Raw genomic sequence first — 25447 nt, 5'->3', positions numbered from 1 at the left:
GAAAGATAAAAAAGTCATTTCCGCCGCGCAGTCGAAGATTTCATACTGAAGCGTCACGCGCGGCGCACATGAGGGGCGAGCGATGAGCAACAGGTCGATTGCCGGCGACGCCGTCGCCGGGAACGCGGTAGCGTCGAGCGAAGCCCGCAAGCCGTTCGGCACCGAGGACTGGTGGGCCGTCGCCATCGGCTTGTTCGCGATCGTCGTCGCGTATGCGCTCTTCGCCTCGGGCAGCAGCATCAAATGGCTGGCGGTCGCGCCGGCGAAATGGTCGGGCGCCGGCCAGCTCGCCGGCGACCTCGGCAAGCACGCGAGTAGCTATGTCGCGCTGTTCATCGCGTTCGCGGCGGTGTTCTCGGTCGCGATCGCCGCGCTGGGCTTGCCCGTCGGGCGATTCATCGCGGGCTTTCTCGTCATCTTCGCCGTTTCGACGATCATCTTCGCGGCCGGCGCGTGGGTTCAGGCGAGCGCTTACAACCTGGAACCGCCGCTGATCGCACTGGCGCTCGGGCTGATCGTGTCGAACCTTTTCACCTTGCCCGCGTGGCTCGCGCCGGCATTGCGCGTCGAGTTCTATATCAAGGTCGGCATCGTGCTGCTCGGCGCGACGCTGCCGTTCACGCTGATCGTCTGGGCGGGGCCGGTCGCGATCGGGCAGGCGACCATCGTGTCGCTCGTGACCTTCTTCGTGATCTACGGGACGGCGCGCGCGCTCGCCATCGACAAGCGCTTCGCCGCGGTGCTGGGCGTGGGCGGCGCGGTGTGCGGCGTGTCGGCGGCGATCGCGATCGCGGGAGCCGTGCGCGCGCGGCGCGAACAGGCGTCGGTGGCGATCACGCTGGTCGTCGTCTGGGCGATCGTGATGGTGTTCGCGCTGCCCGCCGTGTCACGCGCGCTCGGTTTGCCGACCGGCGTCGCCGGCGCATGGATCGGCACCTCCGAATTCGCCGATGCCGCGGGCATTGCCGCCGCGCAGGCCTATGGCGATTTCGCGCGGCATGCGCCCGGCGTCGTGGCCGGCGCACCCGACGCATCGCTGCAAGCGTTCGTGCTGATGAAGGTCGTCGGCCGCGATATCTGGATCGGCATCTGGGCGTTCGTGCTCGCGATCGTCGCGACCACGCGCTGGGAGCGCGATGCCGCCGACGGCGTGCAGGCCAGGCCGAGCGCACGCGAAATCTGGACGCGCTTTCCGAAGTTCGTGATCGGTTTCGTCGTCGCCTCGGCGATCGTCACGTGGATCGCGTCGCACTACACGCTGGCGGACTATCGCAGCGTCGTGACGCCCGCGTTCGTCGCGCCGATCGTCGCGCTGCGCACCTGGGCCTTCACGTTCTGCTTCCTGAGCATCGGGCTGACGACGCGCTTCGCCACGCTCGCCGGCACCGGCGCGAGACCGCTCGCGGCCTTCACGGCGGGCGTCGTGGTCAACGTCGTGATCGGCTATCTGCTGTCGGTGCATGTGTTCGCGCCGTATTGGTCGGCGCTCGGGCAATGAGCGCGCGGCCTTCGTCGGGCGAGCCCGAATGCGCACGATGCCGCCATTGGGCCGACGACCCCGCGTTGCTCGAGAAGCGCATCGCCGGGCTTGCATCGTTCGGCTCGGCATACGGCGCGAGCGTGGGCGACAGCCGCCTGTGCCTGCGCCACGACCGCCTGACGATGCCGCGCGACTGCTGCGTCGCGTTCGTCACGCGAGCAATGCCGCCGCGCGAATGACGACGCGCGATGCATCGCGCACAGCGTTCTTCCGAAGCCCCTCGGCGTCAGGCTTCGTCGTGCGGCAATAACGCGGCAAGTAGCCGCCTCAGCTCCAGACATTCTTTCGATGTGAGCCGGGCGGTGAGAATGCGCTCGACTTCCGCGACGCGCGGGCGCAACGCCGTCAGTTGCTTCTTTCCGGCGGCCGTCAGAAAAAGCACGTAGCTGCGCTTGTCGACGAGATCGTCGGAGCGTTCGATGAGACCGTTGCGGACCATGCGGGCAACGAGATCGGCGATGGTCGAACGGTCTACGTCGAGCTCATCGCCGAGTTGTCGCTGATTGACGCCGGGCGTCTCGTGCAGGACTTCGAGCGCCGCGTACTGCACGCTCGTGATTTCCGCGGACACCTCGGCGAGCCACACCGCCACATGGCGCTGCTGCGCGCGACGCACGAGGCTACCCGTATATTTCGACAGCGGTTCGCGGTCGTCTTCTTTGTTCGGCAATTTGTTCAGATCAGGTGCGGGTTGATGCGTGCGGAAATATCGGCCCGAAAAAGGCGTTGAGTTCCGCGTATGCGTCCAGCGGCAGGACATGCGCGACGTATTGATCCGGACGGACCACGACGAGCGCGCCCCGCTCGCGGTCGATGCCGCGCTCGTCAAAGATATCAGTCACCGAATCGCTGGTAAATGCTTTCTCGTAGTCGACGAGACCATAGCGGCCCTTGCGCGGCAGCAGCACGCCCGGCAAGCCGTCGAGCGGTATGTCGCGATGATTCCGCTGCAACACCGCGCGCAGGTCGAGCACGCTGTCCGGATCGGCGCCCTCCGGCGTGACGCGCCGCAAGACGGAATCCGGCGAGCTCGCGAGGTGCTCGCAGAGCGCGTCGAAGGCGCTGCGGCTTGCGTCGGAGAAGGCGTACAGACGCCAGCGTCCATCGGCGCGCGCGACATGACCGAGGTGCATCGGCTTCGCATCCGCCAGGCGCAGCACGGGCGACGAGTGAAAGCGCGTGCCGATCGTGAAGCCGCTCGCGAGCGCCTGATGCGTCGGCTCTCCGGTCAGCATGGCCGGCCGGTAACGCGTCGCGACCCCGGCCGTGTAGCGGCCCGCCTGAACGAAGTACGCCTGGAGCTCGGCGGGATCGACGCCGCCTGCCTCGGGGCGATTCGGGTCTTTCGGCGGCGCGGCCATCATCGCCGACCATTCCTTGTCGAAATCGATGAGCTCCTGCGCAATGGGCTGGCGTTCGTCGGAATACGTGCGCAGGAGCTCGGCATCGCCCAGTCCACGCAGCGCCGCGCCGAGCTTCCAGCCGAGATTGAACCCGTCCTGCATCGAGACGTTCATGCCCTGGCCGGCCTTCGCGCTATGCGTATGACAGGCGTCGCCCGCGATGAACACGCGCGGCTCGCGCGCGGTGCCATCGGCTGCGATCGCATCGTCGAAGCGGTCCGTCAGACGCTGGCCGACCTCGTACACCGAGAACCACGCGACTTCCTTCACGTCGAGCGAGTAGGGATGCAGGATCCGCTGCGCCGTTTGAATGATGCGATCGACCTTGGTCTGCTTGAGGGCGTCGCGGTTGTCCGCGGTGACCTCGCCCAGATCCACATAGAAGCGGACGAGATATCCGCCTTCGCGCGGGATGATGAGCAGATTGCCTTCGCTCGCGGACTGGATCGCCACCTTCAGCCGGATGTCCGGGAAATCCGTGACGGCCAGCGCATCCATCACGCCCCACGCATGATTGGCCGCATCGCCGCGCAGCGTCTGACCGATGGCGGTGCGCACGCGGCTGCGGGCGCCGTCGCAACCGACGACATAGCGCGCGCGTACGGTGACGACCTCGTCGAGCCGCGCTGCATCGGTGCGCCGCAATGTCACCCGCACCGGGTAATCACCGTCGTCGTCGCGCTCGACGTTCACGACTTCGAGATCGTAGTCCGGTTCGAGACGTTGCGCGGAACGGCGCATCACATCCAGCAGATAGTCCTGGACGCGCGCCTGGTTGACGATCACATGCGGGAACTCCGACAAACCTGTTTCGGTGTCCTGAACGCGTCCGGTACGCTTGATTGCGCCGCGATCCTCTGCATCGGGCCGCCAGAAGGCCGTTTCGTTGACCCAGTATGCCTCGCGCAGCAAGCGGTCGCTCAAGCCGAAAGCATTGAACATCTCGACGGTCCTGCACGCGACGCCGTCCGCCTGACCCATCAGAAGCGGTCCTGAACGGCGTTCGACGATGCGCGTCGTGATCGTCGGGAACTGCGACAGTTGCGCGGCCAGCACGAGTCCGGCCGGCCCGCTCCCGGCGATGAGAACATCGACGGTGTCGGGCAGTTCGGTACGGGGCGCGCCTTCGGCGGCAGGTTCGATCGTCGGATCACCGACACGGAAACCGTCGAGATGAAATTGCATGATGTCTTCCTCGTTGATTCGCTGTCTCGTTGGATTGGAATATACTCCGTACACCAACTATTTCCAAGGAATTCCGCTGTACCGGATGTTTACCCCTAGACAGCGATTCCGGGGCGCGCCGCGCCCCGTCGATCTCTTTCAGTCGCGACGCAGCGCCTCGACCTGTCGCTTCCAGAGCGTCCAGGGCCGCTCGATCACGCCGAGGTTCGTGTCGTTGCTCGCGCGGCCTTCGCCCTCGTCGAGATAAGTGACCTCGCCGCCCAGCGCGATGGCCTTCTGCTGCATGCCCGCATTCAGCTCGGTATAGATCGCGCGGTACACCGCCGCCGGCAGCGAGGGGCCGGTCGCCACGAAACCGTGACCGCGCATCAGCGCGACGTCCGAGGCCCCGAGCGTCTCGGCGAGCGCCTTGCCTTGGGCGCTGTTGCGCACCAGCATGTCGGTGCAGCCGAAGCAGTGGCGGATGTCGAACACCGGCGAGCCGGTCGAAAGAAAGCCAGCCATGTGATAGATCGGGCGCAGCCGCACCGACGACGCCGCGAAAGGAATCACCGACGGGGAATGGCTATGCACGACCGCCTGCACATCGGGGCGCGCGCGGTAGATTTCGGCGTGGATCCAGGTTTCCAGATAGCGCTTGCGTGTATCGCCATCGACCGGCTGGCAGTCGAAGTCGAGCGTGAGGATGTCGTCGGGCTGCACGAGCTCGGGCGCCATCGACTGCGCGATCAGGAAGTGCTGCGGATTGCGCGGGTCGCGCACGCTCACGTGGCCGAAGCCATCGAGCACCTCGTGCTGCGCGAGGATGTGATTGGCCGCGGCGAGGTCATCGAAGAGGCGCGGCATGTCGTGCGCGTCGTGCGTGGTCGGGGCGGCGGTATAAGGCGTGGTCTGCGTCATGGTCTGGATCATTGCGGTTGGACGAGGTCGGGCGCCTGCGGCAGCCCAAACCTCAGAGGGAAACAATTCCTCGGGCATATCGCCGTCGTCGCCGAGCGCGAGAGCGCGTGCGATGCGAACGCCTCAGTGCCCGAACGCGGTGGCGTCGGGCAGGCTTCCCGGCCGCTCGACGAGAAACACCAGCGCGGCGGCCGTGACGAGCGAGGCCGCCAGCACGAAGAACATCGCGCCGGGGCCGCCGGTCGCCTGTTGCAGCACGCCCGAGATCGCCGGCCCGCACATGGCGCCGAAGCGCGCGATGCCGAAGAAAACGCCGACGCCCGTGCTGCGGATTTCCGTCGGATAACTCACGGCGACGAGGTTGTTGAGGACCGTCTGCGTGCCGATCACGAACATGCCCGCGATCACGATGATCCAGAAGATCTGACCGCCCGCCATCAGCGCGAGCATCCCGATGGCGCTTGCGCCGAGCAGCCACGCGATCGACATGGCGAGACGCCGGTTGCCGATGCGGTCGGCCACGAATCCCGAAAGCAGGCTGCCGAAGGCGGAGGCGAACACCAGCAGCGATCCGTAGGCAAAACTGATCGACAGGTTTTCGCCGCGCTTCAGCAGGATGGTCGGCAGCCAGCCCGACAATCCATACGACGAAAACAGCGAGAGCGCGCCCATCGCCCAGAAACACAGCGTCTGACGGCGAAAGCGCGCGGCGAACAGCGCGCGAAACGACCCGGCCTTCACGGTCGGCGCGGGCGTGACCAGCTCGGCATCGCGAAACTCCGCGGCACGCGCCGGCCAGAAGCGTGCGAGTTGCGCGCGCACCTCGTCCGTCCGGTTGCGGCTTCCGAGGAAGGCCACGGATTCCGGCAGCACGAATTGCAGCGCGAGTGCGAGGATCATCGCCAGCGCGCCTGTGAAATACATGCTTTGCCAGCCGTAGCGCGGCATCAGCCAGGCGGCGATGAAGCCCGAACAGGTCGCGCCGCCGATCCAGCCGAGCGAAAAAAAGCCGATCGTGAAGACGTTGTTCGAACGCTTCGGCGCGATCTCGTTGATGTAGGTGACGCACATCGGCATCAACAGGCCGAGCGCGAGCCCCATGACGAAACGCATCGCGACGAACGAGGACAGGTCGTGGGCGAAGAGCGCGATGGCGAGGCTCATCGCGCTCGATATCCAGACGCCGGGCAGGATCACCCGGCGCCGCCCGAAGCGGTCGCCGAACAGGCCCGAAACCGCGGAGCCGATCGCGAAGCCGCCCAGCCCGCACGAAAGCAAAAGGCCGATCTGGCTCGGCGAGAGATGCCACGCGGGCGCGACATCGTGGACGATGTACGACGCGTTGTAGAGGTCGAAACCGTCGTACCAGAGAATCATCGCGAGCAGGATCGCGAGACGGAAGTGGAAAGCGCCGAGCGGCGCGGCTTGCAGCGTGTCGCGCAGGTCGAGCCGTTTGCGCTGCACAGGCGTCGTGTCGAAGGTCATGCGGTGTCTCCGGATGTGTGTGGCTTGCCGCTTTCGCCGATACGGTTCGCGGTGCCTTTTGTGTCGTCTCGGAGCTCACTCTACTGATACAGTTTATGTCTATCAATATTGAGTTTTAAAATCAATATATCGATAGCCGTAGCCGGAAAAGAACATGAGTGAAGGAAACTGGAACGACGTGCTGACCTGCGAGGAGGCGCTGTCGCGGCTGAACATCAAGGCGGCGACGCTCTACGCCTATGTCAGCCGCGGTCTCGTCCGCGCCACGCCGCATGAGGACGGCCGCAAGCGTTTGTATTTGCGCCGCGACATCGAACGGCTCGCCGCGCGCAAGCGCGGACGCCCGCCCAGCGGCGCGGTGGCCGAATCGACGCTGCGCCTCGGCGATCCCGTGCTGCACTCGGCGATCACGCAGATCACGCCGCACGGACCGCGTTATCGCAACCGTCTCGCCGTCGACCTGGCCGGCTCGGGGGCCGCGTTCGAATCGGTCGTGCATTTGCTGACGACGGGCGTCTGGCAGAGCGGCCTCGCGGTCTGGGCATCGCTGGAGACGCCGCCCGACGTGCTGCGTTTCCTGTCGGTCTACGAGGGCAGGGTCGCGAGCGGGGACATCGGCGCGCTTTTGGGGATGGTGCCGTTCGCGCTTGCGATGCAGGGTCGCGGCACGCGAGAGATCGCCGACGGCGGCGCGGTGCAGGCCGCGCGCCTGATGCTGCAGAGCATGGCCGGCTGCGTGGGATTTCTCGGGCCGCGGCGTGCTTTTTGTCCGCGCGCCGTCGATGAAAGCATCGCTGGCCAGATCCTGCGCGCGGCGGGGGCGGCTGTGACGCCCGAGACGCAGCGCGCGCTCGGCACGGCGCTCGTCGTGCTGGCCGACAACGAACTCGCGCCCGCGACATTTTCGGCGCGCGTGGCTGCGTCGACCAATGCCGACCTGTTCAGTTGCGTGGCGGCGGCCATCGGCTCGCATATCGGTTTTTCCACCGGCACCGGGACAGAGAAGGTCGAGACCCTGCTGTTGTGCGAGCCATTGTCGGCGCTGGATGCGCGAATCGACCGCGTGCGCGAATACGGCGCGAGCCTGTTCGGGTTCAATCATCCGCTCTATCCCGGCGGCGATCCTCGTGCGGATCTGATGCTGCGGGCGGCCGCCGAAATCGCGGAGCACCGCGAAACTGCGCCCGTTGCCAGCGAAAACACCCGGTCGACGATCGCGTTTCTCGAGCGCATGCGGCGCGAACTGGACGCGCATCCCGGCGTTGCGCTCGGCCTCGTCACGCTCGCGCGCGCGCTCGGATTGCCCGATGGATCGGCTACCGCGATATGGATCGTCAGCCGCACGGCCGGGTGGGTCGCGCACGTGATGGAGCAGCGCACGCAGGCGTTTCTGCTGCGTCCGCGCGCGAAGTACGAAACGCCTTCCGCCGAAAACGGCACGGGTTCTTGACGAGGACGCGCCGGTTCGGATCGGCGTCTTTTCGTGAAATATCGATACGGTATCCGAATTAATCAGATGCCGCGTAGGCATATGTGTCTTCCTTGCTTACAACACGCCTGCGGTGTAGTTTTAGATGAGTTGAACCTGCCGATGAAAACCCCCGCACCGGGAGATACGCATGGTCATCACGAACTCGCAGTCGGGCACGAACGTCGAGGAAATCGCCGCGGGCGTGTATCGCATCAATACGCCCGTGACGCTGCCCGGCGATGCCGGCGGCTTCTCGTTCAACCAGTATCTGATCGTCGACGACGAGCCGCTGCTCTTTCATACCGGTCCGCGCAAGATGTTTCCGCTCGTGCGCGAAGCGCTGGCGAGCGTCATCGAACCGTCACGCCTTCGGCATATCGCGTTCTCGCACGTCGAAGCAGACGAGTGCGGTTCGCTCAACGACTGGCTGGCGACATCGCCCGATGCCGCGCCCCTTTGCGGAACCGTAGCGGCGATGGTGTCCATCATGGATCTCGCCGATCGCGCGCCCGTCGCGCTCGCCGACGGCCAGGCGGTCTCGCTCGGACGCCATAGCGTGCGATGGATCGACACGCCTCATCTCCCGCATGCGTGGGAATGCGGTTTCATGATGGAAGAAAGCACGCGCACGCTGCTGTGCGGCGACCTTTTCACGCAAGGCGGCGCGACGCTGCCCGCGCTCACCACGGCCGATATCCTGGGTCCGAGCGAAGCGTTCCGCCGCAGCATGGACTACTTCTCGCACACGCGGAACGCCGACGCGATGTTCGAGCGTCTCGCGCAATTCGAGCCGACGACGCTCGCCTGCATGCACGGCAGCGCGTGGAGCGGTGATGGCGCCGGGTTGCTGCGCGCTTTGGCGCGAAGCGTGAGTGAGTGAAAAGTGTTTGCGCTGCTCTCATGGTTACGGCCGGAAAATAAAGATGACCTGAACAATTAGCTATTTTCGTAAATATATTGCGCAAGCCAATGCGCTATTGTGCTGCGCAGCGTCGCGCTGAACCTGATGCGATGACGACTGCCGACAAGAGGCAGTTAAGAGGAAAGCTGGACTCCTGTTTAGCTGTTTCTGCAAGGCTAGGCGCGTCGATGGAATCGTTCTGCATTCCTGATATCTTGAGGCATGCGGACGAGAGCAATCCTTCGGTTGTCGTTTCCTTCGTGCCGGCAGTCAGAATCGCTTGTTACCGTGGTTGTCCGGTATGACTAGCGTGAACGTGCCCGGGCTCAACCGGCGATTCTTCATAGGTCATCGTTGCGGGTCGATGATTTGGCTGGCGCGGCAACGTCGTCTACAGTCGAGTGATGCAATGACTTCGCTCTCCGCCGGTATTCGTCTGCGCAATGACGAACGGCGGCTGACTGCCCGATGACTGGCACAGGGAGAAATCATGGACTGCACCGAGATATACACCGACCCCGACGGACACTCGGCATTCGGAACCGTCCGTGTGTTCGAAGTCGGCGCCGTGCTGTTCAAAGGCATTTCCGTGTCGCTGTCGCCGCCGCAGCCGTGCGACAGCGTGCTGGTGCACGAATTCGATGCGGACTACTTCCTCGATCGGCATAACCCGCCGTCGCGGCAGTATGTCGTCGTCCTGGAAGGGGAGCTCGAAATTTCAGTGCGGGGCGGAGAGGTCTCGCGGCGTTTCGCGGAGGGTTCGGTTTTTCTCGCGGGCGACTTGCAGGGATCGGGACACACGACGCGCGCGATTCGGCCGGGCCGCGCTTTGGTCATCAACCTGCGGGGATGAGACGATGCTGCTCGAAGATCGACTGGCTGTGGTGACCGGCGCAAGCACGGGCATCGGGTTCGCGACGGCGGAGCGATTCGTATCCGAAGGCGCTCGCGTCGTCATCAGTGGGCGCAATGCGGAGAAGTTGCATCAGGCCGCGCAGAAGCTCGGCGGAAATGCGCTGCCGGTCGTGGCGGACGCCGCGAGTCCGACCGACATGCAGCGTCTTTACAAGACCGCGGTCGAGCATTTTCATCGCGACGTCGACGTGCTGGTCGCCAACGCCGGGATATCCCGGCAAACGCCGGTGCGCGACACGTCGCTGGAGCAATTCTCCGAAGTATTGAACGTCAACGTCGGCGGCGTGTACGCGACGGTTCGCGAAGCGCTGCCGTCGCTGGCCCGGCCCGCATCGATCGTGCTCGTGGCATCGCTCGCGGCCAATCAGGGCACGAAGAATTTCTCGGCGTATTGCGCGTCGAAGGCGGCCGTCGTTTCTCTGGCAAAGAGCTTCGCCGCCGAATTCGTCGAGCTCGGCATACGGGTCAACAGTATTTCGCCGGGCGTCGCGAACACGCCAATCTTCGACACGCTGGGCATGACCGAGGCGCAACTGCTGGAGTGGGCGAAAGCGATCCCGATGAAGCGGCCGGCCGACCCCGCCGAGATCGCCGCCGCCATCCTCTTTCTGGCGACCGATGCATCGCGGTACATGACCGGCGCCGATCTGGCCGTCGATGGCGGCATGTCAGGGATCAGTCCGTTTTGATCGACGCGGGTTCTGTCGGCGGATCGATGCGCCGCACGCTGACGCTCACGTCCATGCCGATGAAGTCCTCCGCGGCGCCGAACCAGGAGCCGGACACCGGCGCGGCCTGTTCGGGCTTGCGCGTATACGCGACGCGGATCAGGTCGGTGCCGCCGACGAGCGAGTTGGTCGGATCGTAGGGCACCCAGCCGGCGCCCGGCAAGAAGACGTGCAGCCATGCGTGCGTCGCGCCCGCGCCGACCACGAGCGGTTCGTCGCGGCTTTCGATCTGTCGCGCGCCCTGTTGCAGTGCCGTGTTGCGCACCGCCGGGGCGGCCGGCGTATCGAGCGCCTGATCGTACAAATAGCCCGACACGAAACGCGCGGCCAATCCGAGTCCGCGCACCATTTCCATCATCAGCAGCGCGAAATCCCGGCAGGTGCCGCTGCGCTGGTTCAGCGTCTCGGACGGACGCTGCGTGCCCATGGCGTCACGCGACTGGTACCGGAAGTCGCTGCGGATCGCTGCGTTGATGTTCGCGAGGATGTCGCGCGTATGCGTGGTGCCGCGCCGCGGGAGAAACTGCGCGACCCAGTCGCGCAGCAGCGGCTGGTCCTCCGGGTATTGCGGCGGCAGGAAAGACGCCAGATCGAGCCGATCCTCGTCGCTGTACTGGAACGGGTAGTTTTCCGCATCGGGCGACACCGGCAACTCCAGATTCCTGATGCCGAAATGCTCGATCACGAAGCGCGCGCGCAGTTCGAGTTCGTCGGCGGGCACGCGCGGCTCGACGACGGCGATCGAATTCGAAAACACGTCGTGCAGCCAGTATTGCGTGCTGTGCGGCGACGCCGCCAGCGTGGCCGACAGCACACGGATGTCGTGCGCGGCGCGCGGCCGGAACATCACGCGATGCGGGGAGAACTCCACTGGCGTGTTGTAGCGATAGGTTGTGACGTGCTCGACTTCGAGAAAGACGGACATGTGCGACCTCCGGGCCAGTGCCGCGCGAACGTGCCTGCTCACATGGCAATGATGCCACTGGCCGCGCCATCTTCAAACCACCGGCGGGCGCGAGAGCACAAACCGGCCTCGAATCGTCGGGGCCGGCTCGCATGCTGATCAACGCGCCACGAATACGAACGGCGCGACGCCGCCGTACACCGAACCGCTCGTGAACGACCGGAGTCCGAGGTCGATGTCTCGATACGTGCCGTCCGCCCGCTGCTTCAACTGATTGACGGACCAGATGCCGCTTTGCTCGAGAAGCATGGACCGGGTTTTCGGCTCGTACTGAAGCGAGGCGATCATCGTCGGCGAGGTCAGCAAGGTCGACCGGGTTTTGCTCGTCGCATCATAGAGGATGACGGAACTCGGGCTCGCGTCGTTATCATCGGCGAAAAGAATGCGCTGATTATTGATGGCCGTGAGGAATTTCGGGTTCTTTTCCGGCAGATCGGTGAGCACGTGCGCGATGCCGCTCTCCAGATCCATTTCCGTGAGATTGCCCTGTGCAGCAGGCGACGCGAAGCTGAGGAAGTAGGCCTTTTTCGCGTCGGGGGTCACGGCGAACTGATCGCGGGTCGTGCCGGGCGCCGCGCCTGCCGGAAAGCCGCCGGTGATCAACCCGCTCGCCGTTTCGATGCGCAAGACTTCCAGCCTCGACCCCGGCTCGTTCGCCAGCGCGTAGAGGTGTTCGGCATCGTCGCTGGCCGTCGCTATCCTGATGAGGCTGAAGTCTTTCGGCAGCACCAGTTGCCTGACCATCGCCCCGGAGTCCGCGTCGATGACGCTGATGACGTTCCTGCTCGACACATACACCTGATTTCCGCTCAGCGCAGGCTGGAGGCTATAGCCGGTGATGGCCGTCAGCAGAGGGCCGATCGACGTGACATGCAGAACCGCGTTGGTTGCGGTGTCGATGGTGGCGAGATCGACCGACGTCGCGCTTCTTTCCATCAGCACGTGCAGCCGCTTGCCGTCCGCGCTCGCGAACATCTGATCGACGCGTGTGTAGTCGCCCGTCAACGACAGATCGATCGACGCCTTCACGGCGCGCGACGCGAAATCGTACGCGGTCACGCGTGCAGGGGCCTGGGCGCGCGTCAGCGTGTACACGGTCCGGGTGAGCGGCGGGGGCCCGTAATACTTTTGCGCCATCTCGATGTCGGTGACGCTCAGCTTGCCGTCGCCGTTCCATTCGGGATTGCAGTAGTTCATGATCGACGCGAGATCCCACGCGCCGATCATCGTGTCGCCGCTCACGCCTTGCGCGGGCTCCTTGCACGTCGACGGCGTGTCGGGCCGGTTCTGCTCGTGCGCGAAGCCCAGCGCATGACCGAATTCGTGCGCGGCGACGCGGCGGATGCAGTATTCCTCGCGCCCCTGGCAACTCTGGCTCCAGTTCCTGAACGTGAAGTTGAGCGCCATGCCGCCCACCTCGTTGTTCAGCATCGCGCCGAGGCCGATGGTATGCGGCCCGGTTTCCGCGCTGTCTTCGACCGTGATTCGTATTCCGTAGTAGTCCCGAGCGTTCGTGCACTGCTGCCAGCCGGTGAATTTGGCGCCTGAATACTGCTCCCAGGTTTCCTGGACCGCGAGGCGGCTCCAGTTGCGTTGCGCGGCGTAGCGCGCGAAATCGGCGTTGTTCAAATCCCAGCATACGCCGATAGGAACGCGGCTCCATATGACGGTCGACAGCGCGTATCCCTTGCTCGAGGCTTCCGTCAGCGTCATCGATTGTCCGGCAACGTTCTTCGCGTTGGTGCCTGGGGTGTCGGACCCCGCATCGCCACCGCAGGCACTAATCAATACTCCTGAAGAAAGTGCCAACACCAGCCCTCTGATCCTTCTCATTTCGCTCTCCGTTTATCGAGACCATGCAATCGGGCACATGGCGGAAGGAAATATCTTTTCAGCGCGCGATCAGACTGAAAGCTGTATTACGGAGTGTTTCCGGAAGCTTCAGCCTTTTCGTATGAGGACGTCAATCATTAATTTTCCGAATTGCCGGGCGGCAAAGCGCACCGCGACGGGTGAATGCCGTACGGCCGCGGAAATCGCGAATCGCGTTTTCAGTGGTGTCGTGGACGAACGCGGGCAAAAATACCGATGATCCACGGCATCGGGAGCTAGCGTGTCATCAGCGCGGATTCAGCGCTTGCGCTGCGCTGTCGTCGGCGGTTGCGTCGCAGGCGGGCGTCGGCGGGCCGGAATCTTCCGGTTCCCGCGCGCTCGTGTCATAGAGGCGGTCCGGAATGAACAATGTGCAGATGCCGCTCAGAAAGAACACCGCGCCGACCAGCAGAAAGCTCACGCCGAACGTGAACTGCGTGGCGATATAGCCGATCACGACAGGCGCCGCGCCCGAGCAAAAGCGTCCCACGTTATACGAGCCGCCGACCGCCGTGCCGCGAATGCGCGTGGCGAAGCTCTCCGACATGAACGCGCCGATCGTGCCGAGCGGCACGCCGTAAAGAAAGCCGAAGAACAGCATCAGCCAGACGATGTTCTCGCGCGTGTGAAAGAAGACGATGACCGGCAGGAACAGCGCCGCGCCGATGCAGCCGAGCACGTACACGCCACGCCGGCTCCACACGTCGCCGAGCCAGCCCGCGACGATCTTGCCCACGAAGGCGACGACATAGGTGCCGATCATGTAGCCCGCCATCGAACCGAAACGCACGTGCAGTTCCTTCTCCAGATAGGTCGGCAGCCAGTTGTTCAGCCCGTAGAAGCCCGACAGCGCGAACACCGATGCGAGCGCCCACAGGATGAACATCTTGCGTGCTTCGGGATCCGAGAAGATCAGGTAGTAGCGGTTCTCGCGCCAGGTGCGGCGCACGCGCGGCGCGCCTTGCCGCATCGCGGCGCTCGCGCGCCAGCCGGGCGGTTCGGGCACGAACCGGTGGATCGCCAGCGCCAACACGACCGGAATCGTCGCGACATAGAAGAGCATGCGCCAGCCGTAGTTCGGCAGAATCCAGTTGGCGAGCGCGATCACGACGATATAGCCCGCCGAGATGCCGGTCTGCAGGACGCCGAGGATCAGCGAGCGCCGCCCGGTCGGCACATATTCGGCGACGAGCGTGCTCACGAGCACCATGCAGCCGATCCCGAGCGAACTGACGAAGCGCACGAGCGCGAACTGCGCGAAGGTGTGCGTGAGTCCGAGCAGGCCCGCGCCGAGCGAAAACAGCGCGAGCGCCCACACGACGACGCGCACGCGTCCGAGCGCATCGCTTGCCCAGCCGCCGAGGATGCCGCCCACCGCCATCCCCACGAGCGTGAGGCTGCCGAGCGCGCCCGCCTCGACATTGGTGAGACCGAATTCGCTCTTGATGCGCGTGAGCGTGAGGCCGTACATCATGACGTCGGCGCCGTCGACGAGCAGCGCGAGATAACCCAGCGCGAAGACGATCAGCCAGCGCCCGGTTTCAGGAGAAGTTCGATTCACGGACGCGGTTCCTCATCGGCGAGCAGCGGCAAGCGGGAGACCAGCGCGGGCGCGAGAAACGACCCGAGCAGCATGCCCGCGTCTTCGTGCTCGCGCGTGTACCAGTGCTCCACATGCGTGAGGTTCATCGTGCCGATGCATTCGCCGTCATAGGCGATCGGTATGTTGAGGATCGAGCCCAGGCCCAGGTTCGCCATGGTCATGTGATCGTCGAACGCATTGCGGATGTCATGCGCGGTCTCGCCGCGAAACGGCTGCAATTCCAGGAGGATTTGCGTCGCCCAGGCGGTGCCGTGCTTCTTTTTGCGGCCGCCGTTCGGATAGACCGTGGGCATGTTGGTGAAGACGCGCTCCACTTCGTGATTGCGCGCGTCGTAGGCCATGATGGTGAAGAGCCGGAAGCCGATCGTTTCGGCTGCGACGGCCGCGACCGCGTCGAACAGCGTCGCCGGCTGCGCGGGCTCGCGCATCGCGCGCGCGAGCCGCTGCAGGTCGTTCAGTTGCAACGGGCGTGTCGTGCGTGCTTGCGTGTCTCGCATGATGATGAAATGGCCTAGCCGCGCAGATTGGTGGGAGCGAGTCGATCGCGCGCGTCGCCTTCGAGCGCGCCGTTGATTTCGATGTCTTCGAGCGAGCGATTGCGCGTCTCGATGCCGAGGAAGAACACGACGCACGCGCCTGCGAGCAGCACGGCGGTGGTCATCGCGAACACGCCAAAGAAGCCGAACGACGGATACACGATGCCGACGAGAATCGGCGCGCTCACCGAGCCGATGCGCCCGAACGAGGATGACGATCCGGTGCCCGTCGCACGCACCGAAGTCGGGAAAATCTCCGGCGTATACGCATAGACGCCCGCGAACGCGCCGTTCATGAAGAACGACAGGCAGATGCCCGCCGCCATGATCTGCGCGCCGGTATGCGAGAGCGACAGCATGATCGCCGCGATGCCGCCGAGCGTCATGTATGACGCCACCACGCCCTTGCGGCCGATCTTCTCGTTGAGCCACGCCGCCGAGAAATAGCCCGGAATCTGCGCGCCGTAGATGGCGATGGAAAAGCCGAAGCTCTTCGTGATCGTGAGCCCCTCCTTGACGAGCAAGCTCGGGATCCACGAGAAGAACGAGTAATACGCGAACGCCACGGCGAACCACATCAGCCAGCTCACGGCCGTCGTGCCCGCGAGGCGCTTGCCCCATAGCGTCCTCACGTTTTGCAACGCGCTGCCGCTGCTCTTCGCGGCGGACGGAATCGCGCCCACGGCCGACAGCGGGGCGAGCGCGATGCTGCGTTGCGCATACCACGCCTCGATGCCGTCGACGATGCCGCCGGCCTCATCGACGCGGCCCTGGCTTTCCATCCAGCGCGGCGATTCGGGCAGCGTGCGACGCCACCACAGCAGCATCACCACGGGCAGCGACGTGATGACCGCGAGATAGCGCCAGCCGTCCGGGAAATTGCGCACGACGGTATAGCCGAGAATCGACGAGCTCAGATAGCCGAACGACATGAAGCCGACCAGCGCGCCGCAGAACATGCCGCGATAGCGTCGCGGCACGAACTCCGCGAGAAACGGCGCGATCACGACGGTTTCCGCGCCGGAGCCGAAGCCCGCGACGATGCGCCATGCGAAGAAGGTATGCCAGTCGTTCGCGGTGGCGCTCGCGAGCGAGGCGACGCAATAGATTGCGAGCGCGCTCATCATGATGCGCCGGCGGCCGATGATGTCCGCGAGCACGCCGGACAGAAACGCGCCGAAGAAATAGCCGATATACGTGCTGCTCGCGACGAGTCCGGTCTGCGCGCTCGTCAGGCTCCATAGCTTGCTGACGACCGGAAGCAGGAACGCGAGCGACGACGAATCGAGGCCGTCGAACATATAGCCGAGTCCGCCGATGATCAGCAGTTTGCGGTGAAAGCCGGATGGCGGCAGCCGTTCGAGGCGGGCGGCGACAGCGGACATGATCGATGTTCTCCGATGAATTCCGGGTCAGCGCCCGATCGCGTAAGCCTGCATCTGGCGCGGCGTGGCGGCGCCGCGCATCAGCCCGTTGCGGATGCCCACGGCGCACACGCGCCCGAGCGACCACGGCTCCGCGACCGTGAGCTCGTGGCCGCGTGCGCGCAGTGCGTCGAGCGTCGCTTGAGGAAAGCTGCCCTCCGCCGACATCTTGCCGAGCTGGATGTCGCGCGGATAAAACGAGCCGGGAAAATGCGCGGTCTGAAACGATGGCGCATCGACGGCGGCCTGCAGGTTCATGCCGAAGTGCGCGTGCCGCAGCAGCAGTTGCAGCGACCATTGATCCTGCTGATCGCCGCCCGGCGTGCCGAGCGCGGCGTACGGCTTGCCGTCCTTCGTCACGAGCGTCGGCGAAAGCGTGGTGCGCGGGCGGCGTCCCGGTCCGAGCGACGAAGGCAGGCCCTCTTCCATCCAGAACATCTGGCCGCGCGTGGTCACGTTGAAGCCCAGTCCCGGCACCGCGGGCGATGCCTGAAGCCAGCCGCCCGAGGGCGTCGCCGACACCATGTTGCCCCAGCGGTCGACGACATCGAGATGCACCGTGTCGCCGCGCAACTCGGGCAGCGGCGCGAAAGTCGGTTCGCCCTGGCCGAAGCCGCCCGGCTGCTGGCGGCCCGCGTTGGCGAGGATTTTCGCGGCGCGCGCCTCGCTGTCGAGCAGCCTGCCCGGACGGAATTCGAACGAGGCGCGGCGCGGATCGATTTGCCGGCGGCGGGCGTCGTTGTATGCGTCGCTGAGCAGCGTGTCGATGGGTACATCGGAGAAGTTCGGGTCGCCGTAGAAGACGTCGCGGTCGGCGAACGCGAGCTTCGCGCATTCGATGACCGTATGCACGAAGTCCGGCCCCAGCGGGTCCATGCTCGCGAGATCGAAACCCTTCAGCAACGCGAGTTGTTGCAGGAACATCGGACCTTGTCCCCACGGTCCCGTCTTGTGGACCACGAAGCCTTCGTATTCGTAGGAGGCGGCGTCTTCGTAAGTCGGCTCCCAGCGCGCGAGATCGGCTGCATCGAGCAGGCCGCGATTGCGCTGACCCGATGTATCGAGCACGTCTGTCGAACGGAAGTATTGATCGATCGCATCCGCGACGAAGCCGCGATAAAACGCGATGCGCGCACGTTCGCACTGCTCCGCGCGATCGCCGCGCGTGTTCGCCTCGCGCAGAATGCGCTTGTATGTCTCCGCGATGGCCCGGTTCGCGAACAGATGATTGGGCCGTGGCGCTTCGCCGTCGCGCAGCCATTGCTCCGCGGATGTGCGCCATTCGCTTTTGAAGAAATCCTGAATCGCGAGGATCGACGACGCCATGCGCGGCAGCACCGGATAGCCGTGCTCCGCATAACCGATGGCATAGCTCAGCACGTCCGCGAGCGGCAACTGTCCATAGTCGCGCAGCAAGGTCATCCAGCCGCCGAACGCGCCGGGCACGACGGCGGGCAGCAAACCGGTGCCGGGCATCACGGCGAGGCCCATGTCCTTCATCCGCTCGATGGTCATCGCGGCGGGCGTCACGCCCTGGCCGCACAGTACGCGCACGCGGTCTTCCTTCGCGCTGTAGAACACGGCGGGCAACTCGCCGCCCGGCCCGTTCAGATGCGGCTCGACGATTTGCAGCACGAAGCCCGCCGCCGCCGCGGCGTCGAACGCGTTGCCGCCTTTTTCGAGCACCGCCATCGCGGACGCGCTGGCGAGCCAGTGCGTCGACGCCACCATGCCGAAGGTGCCGATCAGTTCGGGTCGTGTCGTGAAGCTCATTGCTCTCGTCCGTTTTTGCGTGAACCAATTATGATTGGTTCGAATTGAATTCGAAACGCGCGACGCCAGGCGAAATCGAAATGTTCAGCCAGCGTACGCCACCAGAAAAAGTAAAGCAATCCGTCGTCGCCTGGCGCTCTATCTGCTAAAGTGAACCAATACTAATTGGTTCGGATTGGGATCATGGAAAAGCCCGCGCTCGACAAGCTGCTCGACTACGTCGCGCAGCACAATCTGAAGGAAGGCGATGCGCTGCCGCCCGAGCGCGGCCTCGCCGAAGCGCTCGGCATGAGCCGGCGCGATCTGCGCGGCGCGCTGGCGTCGCTGGAAGCGGCGGGGCGGGTGTGGCGCGGCGTCGGGCGCGGCACGTATCTGGGCGCGCGTCCGCTGAAGTTTTCGGCGTCGCTACGCAGCCTGAATGCGGGATCGAGCCCGGCGGATATCGCGGAGATGCGGCTGGTGCTCGAACCGGCGTTCGTCGAACTGGCGACGCGCAAGGCGAGTCCCGACGATCTCGCTGAACTGGAGAAATGCGCGCGCCGCAACGCCACGGCGAAGGACGACGACGAGTGGCAGCAGTGGGATCATCGCTTTCACTTGCTCATCGCGCAGGCCACGCGCAATCCGGCCATCATCGCGTTGATGGAAGTGGTCAACGGCATGCGCATGAAGCCGACCGCGCGCGAAAAAACCGCCGATCAGGATACGCGGCGGCATTTCGCGGAGCAGCATCAGGCCGTCGTGAAGGCGATGATCGATCGCGACGGCGCGACGGCGGCCGCGCGCATGCGCGACCATCTGCTGAACGTGCAGTGGCGGATACCGTCGCAACGGGAATGAGCGTATCCGGCGCTACTTCAATCCGCCGACGATACGTTCCATCTCGTCTTCGCCGAATGCGCGCATCGTCGACGAGCGGACGTTGCCTTGCGCGGCGAGCGCGAGGCCGAGACGCGTCGTGGTTTCGTCGTCGGGCGAATCGAGCGAGACGACCAGATCGTATGAACCTAGTGTCCAGTGCAGCGTCCCCACGGTGACGCCCATTGCCTTGCTGGCTTCGCGGAATGCGCGCGCCCGGTTGACCGTGTCCTTGGCGGTGCGCACGCCCTGATCGGTCCAGTTGAGCAGCATGATGTAAGTGGCCATGTTGACCTCGTCGATGGAAAGTGGAGTTGCGGCACATTCGGCGTGTCGGCATTCGCTATGGAAAGACGAACGCGGCAGCGCGCGCGGCGTTTTCTATGCGTGCATAAAGGAGCAAAGAGGAAAGCAGGACAGGGCGGCAATGGCGCAGAGGGATGAGCGCCGGCGTCAAGAATGGCCGCGAATCGATATCGCCCGGTTGCGTGTCGCGCCGCATTTCCTGTCTCGCGGCTGCCGCGCGGCATCGGGCTGAGTGACTGCCTGAGAAGTATAGGCGATGCCATGCGCCGGATAGAGCCGATCGCACATGCGGACGATGTCGGATGATATGGATGTAGACCGCCTCGATATAAGTAACGAAGTCTTCCGTGCATCGACGGGCACGTAACCTGTGAGCAGAGGCCAGGCTTCAATCACCGAATTTAAGGATTCCATGGAAACGGGTATGAATGCATCGAGCCGAGCCCGGAGCGGGAGCGCGCTTGAAGTGCTTGCGGTCTTTCTCAGGCTGGGGCTGACGTGTTTCGGCGGCCCCATTGCTCATATGGGTTATTTTCGCCGCGAGTTCGTCGAGCGACGTCGATGGCTCGATGACGAGTCGTTCGGAGATCTGGTGGCGCTATGCCAGTTCCTGCCGGGGCCTGCCAGCAGCCAGGCCGGATTTTCCATTGGACTGCTGAGGGCCGGGTGGCTCGGCGGGCTTGCCGCATGGTTCGGATTCACGCTGCCCTCCGTCTTGCTGCTGCTCGCGTTCGCGGCCGTCGCGCCGAGCCTGCGCGGTCCGGTCGGAGCAGGGCTGATTCATGGTCTGAAAATCGTCGCGGTCGCGGTCGTGGCGCAAGCGGTGTGGGACATGGCGCGGCGCCTTTGTCCGGATCGCCACCGTGCGCTCATCGCTCTTGTTGCGCTCGCGGTTCTCAGTGTCCTGACGACCGTGTACGCACAACTCATCGTGATTGCCTTGGGCGCGGCGCTCGGCTTCATCCTCTGCCGAACCCCGGCATTGGCGAGCAAGACCGGCAGACAAGCCGATACGCATGAATTCCGTATCTCCCGCACGGCGGGAGGCGTCGCGCTGATGCTCTTCTGCGTCCTGCTCTTCGGGCTTCCGGCATTGGCGCAAACGGGCGCTGGCCGCGCGATCAGCGTGTTCGACGGCTTCTATCGCTCGGGGGCGCTGGTCTTCGGCGGCGGCCATGTGGTCTTGCCGCTCCTTCAACAGCAAACGGTCGCAACGGGCTGGGTATCGTCGAACGATTTTCTCGCGGGTTACGGTGCCGCACAGGCAGTGCCCGGCCCGCTCTTCACGTTCGCCGCCTTTCTGGGCTGGGTCATGGCGGAGACGCCACATCACTGGATCGGGGCGTTGCTCGCCACTGCAGGCATTTTTCTGCCCGGGCTGCTGCTCGTCATCGCGGCGCTGCCCTACTGGCAAGCATTGCGAGCCAGGTCGTCGATGGGGGCAGTCCTGTCCGGCGTGAACGCCGCCGTCGTCGGCCTGCTGGCGACAGCGTTCTACTCGCCCGTCTGGACCAGCGCAGTGCACTCGGCGATCGACTTCGCTATCGCGACGATCGGCTTTTGTCTCCTGACGCGCTGGAAGATCTCGCCGCTCGTGGTGGTCGCGGTCTGTGCGCTCGCTGGCGTTGCCGAAGCGATATTGAAGTGATCACTTGTCGGGCATGAAGCGGATGTCGCCATACCAGGCGCGGGAAGTCGTTGCCGTATTGTCGGTGTCGGTGAGCAGGCCGTAGCCGGTGATCCGTCCCGGCGCTTCATGAAAGACCTTCTCATAGTCCTCCACGATGTTGCGGCGCAGGCTTTGCCACTGACCCGCGTCGCCGGGCCGACCCGAGACGACGATCATCTGGACACGCCCGGTGTGCGGGTTGGGGATGACACTGCCGGGCGCGGCCGAGGTCGACCAGATATACATCAGCGTCGCATAGGGCAGGTCCTGTCCACCCACGCGCTTCGCGACTTCCATGCTGGCCCGGTCGTAAAGCGACAGCTTGCTTTTGTCGCCGTCGAAGACGAACACGAGTCGCGCGGGCGAGTCTTCCTTCGATCCGGTGCGATTGTCGGCGCCCTCGATCGGGCCTTCCGCCTTCCAGCGCCAGCTCACGACCGGCGTGTCGTTCAGGTCGATATTGCCCTCATGCATCAGCGCGGAAGCCGACCGATCCGCGTCTGCCTGGAGGACGGTCGTGCGGCCATCCTGGACCAGCGTATAACGCGTCATCGGCTTTCCCTTTACGACCGGCAGATTCTTCCATCCTGCCGGCAGTGATGCGCCGGCCTCCGACGTCGAAAAGCTGATACCCGGACTTGCATTCTGGGCAAGAATGGAGAGCGGCGAAAGCAGGAGCACGCTGAAGAGAGCGGCTTCGAGAAATCTGGCAGTTCGCCTGTGCGTTTTCGGAGTGAAAGGAAGATGCATGGCTAGCCTCATTCGGCCGGTTGCTGTTGTCCATTGTAGCGGGATGCATCCGAAGGACTTCGCGGCCTGCCGCGCAAATTTACTCTCTGTCGATATCCATGGAAAAAGCTTTTAGCGAGGCGGATCGGGAAGCCGTCTACCGCGCCATCTACGAACGTCGCGACATGCGCCACTTTTCGAGCGATCCGGTTTCGCCGGATGTGATGCAGCGTCTCATCGACGCCGCGCTTCACGCGCCGAGCGTCGGCTTCATGCAGCCGTGGCGCGTGCTGCGCATTACGTGTGCGGATCTTCGCGCGCGGTTGCGGGACGCGGTCGAGCGTGAGCGCGTGCTGACCGCCGATGCGCTCGGCGAGCGGCGCGATTCGTTCATGCGGCTCAAGGTGGAAGGCTTGCGCGAGTGTGCCGAGGTGCTGGTGATGGCGCTCATGGACGGCCGCGAGCACCATGTCTTCGGACGACGCACGCTTCCCGAGATGGATCTCGCATCGGTGGCGTGCGCGATTCAGAACATGTGGCTCGCCGCGCGCGCCGAGGGACTGGGAATGGGCTGGGTCTCCCTGTTCGATCCGGCGGAGGTTGCCGCGCTTCTCAAGATGCCAGCCGGCGCGCGACCCGTCGCGATTCTTTGCGTAGGGCACGTGCAACGCTACTACGATGCGCCGATGCTCGAGACCGAAGGTTGGGCGGCGCGTCGCACGAGGGCGGAGTGCGTCTTCGAAAATACCTGGCCGGAGCCGGTATCGAGTTCGTTGGACGCCGCATCGCCGTGATCGCCGATGGTCACTGCTGCTCCCGTATTTCCGCTGGCCCCTTGCCCGTCCAGCGCTTGAGCGCCCTGCGGAAATTGGCGGTGTCCGTGAAGCCGACCAACATGGCGACATCGTCGGTGCTGAGCTTCGTCGTCTTCAGATACTCGGTGGCGAGCGAGCACCGGACATCGTCGACGATGGCGACGAACGACGTGCCTTCCGACTCGAGGCGTCGTCTCAGCGTCCGGCTCGTCATCTTCAATGCGCTGGCGACGGTCTCCATGCCCGGAAACTCGCCGGGCTTGCGCATCAGGACCTGATAGACCTCTCCGGAAACACCGGTCGATGTCTTCGCCTGTCCGATGAGTCTGTCGCATGTCTCTTGCAAAAGCGCCGCGGAGTGCCTGTCGGCCAGATGAGGCTTGACCTCGAGTATCGCGCTGTCGTAAATGAGCTGGCATTCGTCCGCGTCGAACTCGCACGGACAACCGAGATACTCGGGGTATATCGCGGCATGGGGCGGCGCGGAATACGAGAAGCGCGCCTGCATGGGCGGACAGCGCTTGCCCGCGACATCCTGCAAGTGCGTCACGTGCTGCGTGTACTGCTGTTCGAGCAGAAACTGCTGCACGTCGTGCGGCAATTGCGACGAGAACGCATCGGGAAACGTCCACACAGAAGTGTCGGGATGCTCGCGCCACTCGATGGTGAGCGTGGGCGTGGCGAGTCGATGATATTTGACGCCGAGCCGGAAGTAGTCTCGCAGCGAAAGACACGACATCAGCGCGTACCCGTACATCCCATAAGCGGCCAGATGCAGGCGCGCTCCGGTCTTGAACGGAGTGCGCGGATCAGCGGACATGGCGACGGCGTTCCGGCAGACCGCCGCGTATTGCCGGACGGAAGTCATGACGGACGCATCGTAAATCTGGCCGGGCGCGACGCCGCTTCCCTCCAGACTGTCCTCAGGCGCAATCCCTTGCTCCGCGAGCACTTCCACCAACGCCGCGATCTTGTAGGGCGCGTAAATGCGCTCGTTCAATAACGGAAATTTCGACGACATCGCGCCTCCTCGTGTCCTGCGGGGACATCACCTTGTCCGAATAAGACCTTACGCGATGGATCGTATCCCACTACTATTTGCGTAACAAGAGACGGGTCAGCATTGCGATCGTGCGACTCGCGCACCCATCGGAGACAGGTATGCGACATCGACATCACGCCCTTTCCGCGCCGCCGGCATAGTCGCCGGCCGGCCTTCGACGCCGACGTGTGCGTCGGGCGTCACCCCCCCGACATTTCAACCGCATCCGCCGTTCGCTGGCCATCGGCCAGGCGCGCCGCGGCATTGCCGACGCTCGCCCGTCGAGCTGCATCTGGAAGGACATTGAATGAGCAATTCGAGCAACAAAGTCATCATCACGTGCGCGGTTACCGGGTCGGCCCATGTGCCGTCGATGTCGGAGCATCTGCCGCTGACACCCGATGACATCCGGCGTCAGGCACTGGAGGCCGCGGAGGCCGGCGCGGCGATTCTTCACCTGCATGCGCGCAATCCTGAAGACGGCCGCCCGACGCCGTCGCCCGAGGTCTTCAGGCAGTTCGTTCCCGCGATCGCGGCGGAGACCGACGCGGTGATCAACATTTCGACGGGCGGCAGCACGCGCATGACGCTCGACGAGCGCCTCGCTTACGCACGCGTCGCCCGGCCGGAAATGTGCTCGTTGAACATGGGCTCGATGAACTTTTCCCTGCATCCCGTCGCGGCGAAGATGGCTTCGTGGCGGTTCGACTGGGAAAAGGAATATGTCGAAGGCATGGAGGACATGATCTTCCGGAACACCTTCCGCGATATCAGGAACATCCTCACCGAGTTTCGCGATTACGGCACGCGCTTCGAGTTCGAGTGCTACGACGTGGGGCATCTGTACAACCTCGCGTATTTCATCGACATCGGACTCATCGAGCCGCCGTTCTTCATCCAGTCCGTCTTCGGCATTCTCGGCGGCATAGGCCCGGACGCGGAGAATCTTGCCGTCATGCGCTCGACGGCCGACCGTCTGTTCGGGCGCGAAAACTACCGGCTCTCGATTCTCGGCGCGGGCCGTCATCAGATGTCGCTGGTGACGATGGGCGCGATCATGGGCGCCAATGTGCGCGTGGGACTCGAAGACAGCGTCTACCTGTCGCGCGGCGTGAAGGCGAAATCGAATGCCGAGCAGGTTCGCAAGATTCGCCGCATTCTCGAAGAGCTGTCTTTCGATATCGCGACGCCAGCCGATGCGCGGGCCATCCTCGGGCTCAAGGGACGCGATCACGTTTGTCTTTGAGCAAAGGGTCTTTCGCGCGATGCGCGCGGGCCCGATCACCTTTCGCATGCGCCCGCGCATCGGGCGCATATGAGAAGCGAAG

The 25447-nt window shown here is 64.5% G+C and carries 24 protein-coding genes; 11 read left to right on the top strand and 13 right to left on the bottom strand.

Annotation, left to right across the window (positions count from 1 at the left end; translation table 11 throughout):
- The first annotated feature begins 82 nt into the window (after positions 1-82).
- Together U4Y90_RS24010 and U4Y90_RS24005 are read left to right on the top strand one after the other, a co-directional pair.
- Entirely contained in the window at positions 83-1498 is a 1416-nt protein-coding gene (locus tag U4Y90_RS24010) for a YeiH family protein (protein WP_321798279.1), read from the top strand.
- Positions 1495-1719: a hypothetical protein gene (locus U4Y90_RS24005; RefSeq protein WP_321798277.1), complete on the top strand. Its 225-nt coding sequence runs from the start codon at positions 1495-1497 to the stop codon at positions 1717-1719. The genes U4Y90_RS24010 and U4Y90_RS24005 overlap by 4 nt, the downstream gene beginning before the upstream one ends.
- Positions 1720-1766: 47 nt before the next feature.
- On the opposite strand, the gene U4Y90_RS24000 is transcribed toward U4Y90_RS24005, so the two are convergent.
- From U4Y90_RS24000 to U4Y90_RS23985, 4 genes are all read right to left on the bottom strand, one after another.
- A complete protein-coding gene (locus U4Y90_RS24000) occupies positions 1767-2210 on the bottom strand; it encodes a MarR family winged helix-turn-helix transcriptional regulator (RefSeq protein WP_321798275.1) in 444 nt (147 codons plus the stop codon).
- A gap of 10 nt (positions 2211-2220) precedes the next feature.
- On the bottom strand, positions 2221-4128 hold the full coding sequence (locus tag U4Y90_RS23995; protein ID WP_321798273.1) for an FAD-binding monooxygenase: 1908 nt from the start codon (positions 4126-4128) through the stop codon (positions 2221-2223).
- A gap of 138 nt (positions 4129-4266) precedes the next feature.
- Positions 4267-5028 carry a class II aldolase/adducin family protein gene (locus U4Y90_RS23990; protein WP_321798271.1) on the bottom strand — a complete coding sequence of 254 codons (762 nt, stop codon included), beginning with the start codon at positions 5026-5028 and terminating at the stop codon, positions 4267-4269.
- Positions 5029-5151: 123 nt separating this feature from the next.
- Entirely contained in the window at positions 5152-6513 is a 1362-nt protein-coding gene (locus U4Y90_RS23985; protein WP_321798269.1) for an MFS transporter, read from the bottom strand.
- Positions 6514-6667: 154 nt separating this feature from the next.
- On the opposite strand from U4Y90_RS23985, the gene U4Y90_RS23980 reads away from it, so the two are divergent.
- From U4Y90_RS23980 to U4Y90_RS23965, 4 genes are all read left to right on the top strand, one after another.
- Positions 6668-7963: a citrate synthase gene (locus U4Y90_RS23980; RefSeq protein WP_321798267.1), complete on the top strand. Its 1296-nt coding sequence runs from the start codon at positions 6668-6670 to the stop codon at positions 7961-7963.
- Positions 7964-8132: 169 nt separating this feature from the next.
- Positions 8133-8864, top strand: coding sequence for an MBL fold metallo-hydrolase (locus U4Y90_RS23975; protein ID WP_321798265.1), 732 nt, complete (start codon positions 8133-8135; stop codon positions 8862-8864).
- A 511-nt stretch (positions 8865-9375) separates the two neighbouring features.
- On the top strand, positions 9376-9738 hold the full coding sequence (locus U4Y90_RS23970; RefSeq protein WP_321798264.1) for a hypothetical protein: 363 nt from the start codon (positions 9376-9378) through the stop codon (positions 9736-9738).
- Between the two features lie 4 nt (positions 9739-9742).
- Positions 9743-10489, top strand: a complete 747-nt coding sequence (locus tag U4Y90_RS23965; protein WP_321798263.1) for an SDR family NAD(P)-dependent oxidoreductase — start codon at positions 9743-9745, stop codon at positions 10487-10489.
- On the opposite strand, the gene U4Y90_RS23960 is transcribed toward U4Y90_RS23965, so the two are convergent.
- Together U4Y90_RS23960 and U4Y90_RS23955 are read right to left on the bottom strand one after the other, a co-directional pair.
- The gene (locus U4Y90_RS23960; RefSeq protein ID WP_321798262.1) at positions 10476-11453 is read right to left on the bottom strand and encodes a transglutaminase family protein; all 978 of its coding nucleotides are present in this window, start codon (positions 11451-11453) and stop codon (positions 10476-10478) included. The two genes, U4Y90_RS23965 and U4Y90_RS23960, sit on opposite strands and share 14 nt — an antisense overlap.
- 138 nt (positions 11454-11591) lie before the next feature.
- On the bottom strand, positions 11592-13121 hold the full coding sequence (locus tag U4Y90_RS23955) for an ATPase (RefSeq protein WP_321798261.1): 1530 nt from the start codon (positions 13119-13121) through the stop codon (positions 11592-11594).
- A 34-nt stretch (positions 13122-13155) separates the two neighbouring features.
- On the opposite strand from U4Y90_RS23955, the gene U4Y90_RS23950 reads away from it, so the two are divergent.
- Positions 13156-13584, top strand: coding sequence for a hypothetical protein (locus tag U4Y90_RS23950; RefSeq protein WP_321798259.1), 429 nt, complete (start codon positions 13156-13158; stop codon positions 13582-13584).
- 27 nt (positions 13585-13611) lie between these two features.
- On the opposite strand, the gene U4Y90_RS23945 is transcribed toward U4Y90_RS23950, so the two are convergent.
- From U4Y90_RS23945 to U4Y90_RS23930, 4 genes are read right to left on the bottom strand one after another with little or no spacing between them, the layout of a single operon-like run.
- Complete coding sequence (locus U4Y90_RS23945; RefSeq protein WP_321798258.1) at positions 13612-14925, bottom strand: MFS transporter; 1314 nt, start codon at positions 14923-14925, stop codon at positions 13612-13614.
- Positions 14922-15464 (bottom strand): GAF domain-containing protein, encoded by a 543-nt coding sequence (locus tag U4Y90_RS23940; RefSeq protein ID WP_321798257.1) that lies wholly within the window; start codon positions 15462-15464, stop codon positions 14922-14924. Before U4Y90_RS23940 ends, U4Y90_RS23945 begins: the two co-directional genes overlap by 4 nt.
- Positions 15465-15478: 14 nt before the next feature.
- Positions 15479-16888, bottom strand: a complete 1410-nt coding sequence (locus U4Y90_RS23935) for an MFS transporter (RefSeq protein ID WP_321798256.1) — start codon at positions 16886-16888, stop codon at positions 15479-15481.
- Between the two features lie 27 nt (positions 16889-16915).
- The gene (locus U4Y90_RS23930) at positions 16916-18700 is read right to left on the bottom strand and encodes a gamma-glutamyltransferase family protein (protein ID WP_321798255.1); all 1785 of its coding nucleotides are present in this window, start codon (positions 18698-18700) and stop codon (positions 16916-16918) included.
- A 183-nt stretch (positions 18701-18883) separates the two neighbouring features.
- Between U4Y90_RS23930 and U4Y90_RS23925 the strand changes: the two genes are divergently transcribed.
- Complete coding sequence (locus U4Y90_RS23925) at positions 18884-19540, top strand: FadR/GntR family transcriptional regulator (RefSeq protein ID WP_321798253.1); 657 nt, start codon at positions 18884-18886, stop codon at positions 19538-19540.
- Positions 19541-19552: 12 nt separating this feature from the next.
- Here U4Y90_RS23925 and U4Y90_RS23920 read toward each other — a convergent pair whose 3' ends face one another.
- Complete coding sequence (locus tag U4Y90_RS23920) at positions 19553-19846, bottom strand: GYD domain-containing protein (RefSeq protein WP_321798251.1); 294 nt, start codon at positions 19844-19846, stop codon at positions 19553-19555.
- Positions 19847-20276: 430 nt separating this feature from the next.
- Here U4Y90_RS23920 and chrA point away from each other — a divergent pair, with 430 nt between their 5' ends.
- The gene (gene chrA, locus U4Y90_RS23915) at positions 20277-21512 is read left to right on the top strand and encodes a chromate efflux transporter (protein ID WP_321798250.1); all 1236 of its coding nucleotides are present in this window, start codon (positions 20277-20279) and stop codon (positions 21510-21512) included.
- Here the strand turns inward: chrA and U4Y90_RS23910 are convergent, their stop codons facing one another.
- Positions 21513-22283 (bottom strand): DUF3047 domain-containing protein, encoded by a 771-nt coding sequence (locus U4Y90_RS23910; protein WP_321798248.1) that lies wholly within the window; start codon positions 22281-22283, stop codon positions 21513-21515.
- 98 nt (positions 22284-22381) lie between these two features.
- On the opposite strand from U4Y90_RS23910, the gene bluB reads away from it, so the two are divergent.
- The gene (gene bluB, locus U4Y90_RS23905) at positions 22382-23056 is read left to right on the top strand and encodes a 5,6-dimethylbenzimidazole synthase (protein WP_321798247.1); all 675 of its coding nucleotides are present in this window, start codon (positions 22382-22384) and stop codon (positions 23054-23056) included.
- Positions 23057-23066: 10 nt separating this feature from the next.
- On the opposite strand, the gene U4Y90_RS23900 is transcribed toward bluB, so the two are convergent.
- Positions 23067-24098 carry an AraC family transcriptional regulator gene (locus U4Y90_RS23900; RefSeq protein WP_321798246.1) on the bottom strand — a complete coding sequence of 344 codons (1032 nt, stop codon included), beginning with the start codon at positions 24096-24098 and terminating at the stop codon, positions 23067-23069.
- Between the two features lie 328 nt (positions 24099-24426).
- On the opposite strand from U4Y90_RS23900, the gene U4Y90_RS23895 reads away from it, so the two are divergent.
- Positions 24427-25365: a 3-keto-5-aminohexanoate cleavage protein gene (locus U4Y90_RS23895; RefSeq protein ID WP_321798245.1), complete on the top strand. Its 939-nt coding sequence runs from the start codon at positions 24427-24429 to the stop codon at positions 25363-25365.
- The last annotated feature ends 82 nt before the right edge of the window (positions 25366-25447 follow it).

Source organism: Caballeronia sp. J97 (genome assembly GCF_905220305.1).
GTDB lineage: Bacteria > Pseudomonadota > Gammaproteobacteria > Burkholderiales > Burkholderiaceae > Caballeronia.
The sequence above is the reverse complement of the archived record's forward strand: the minus strand, read 5'-3'. Positions and strand labels throughout refer to the sequence as shown.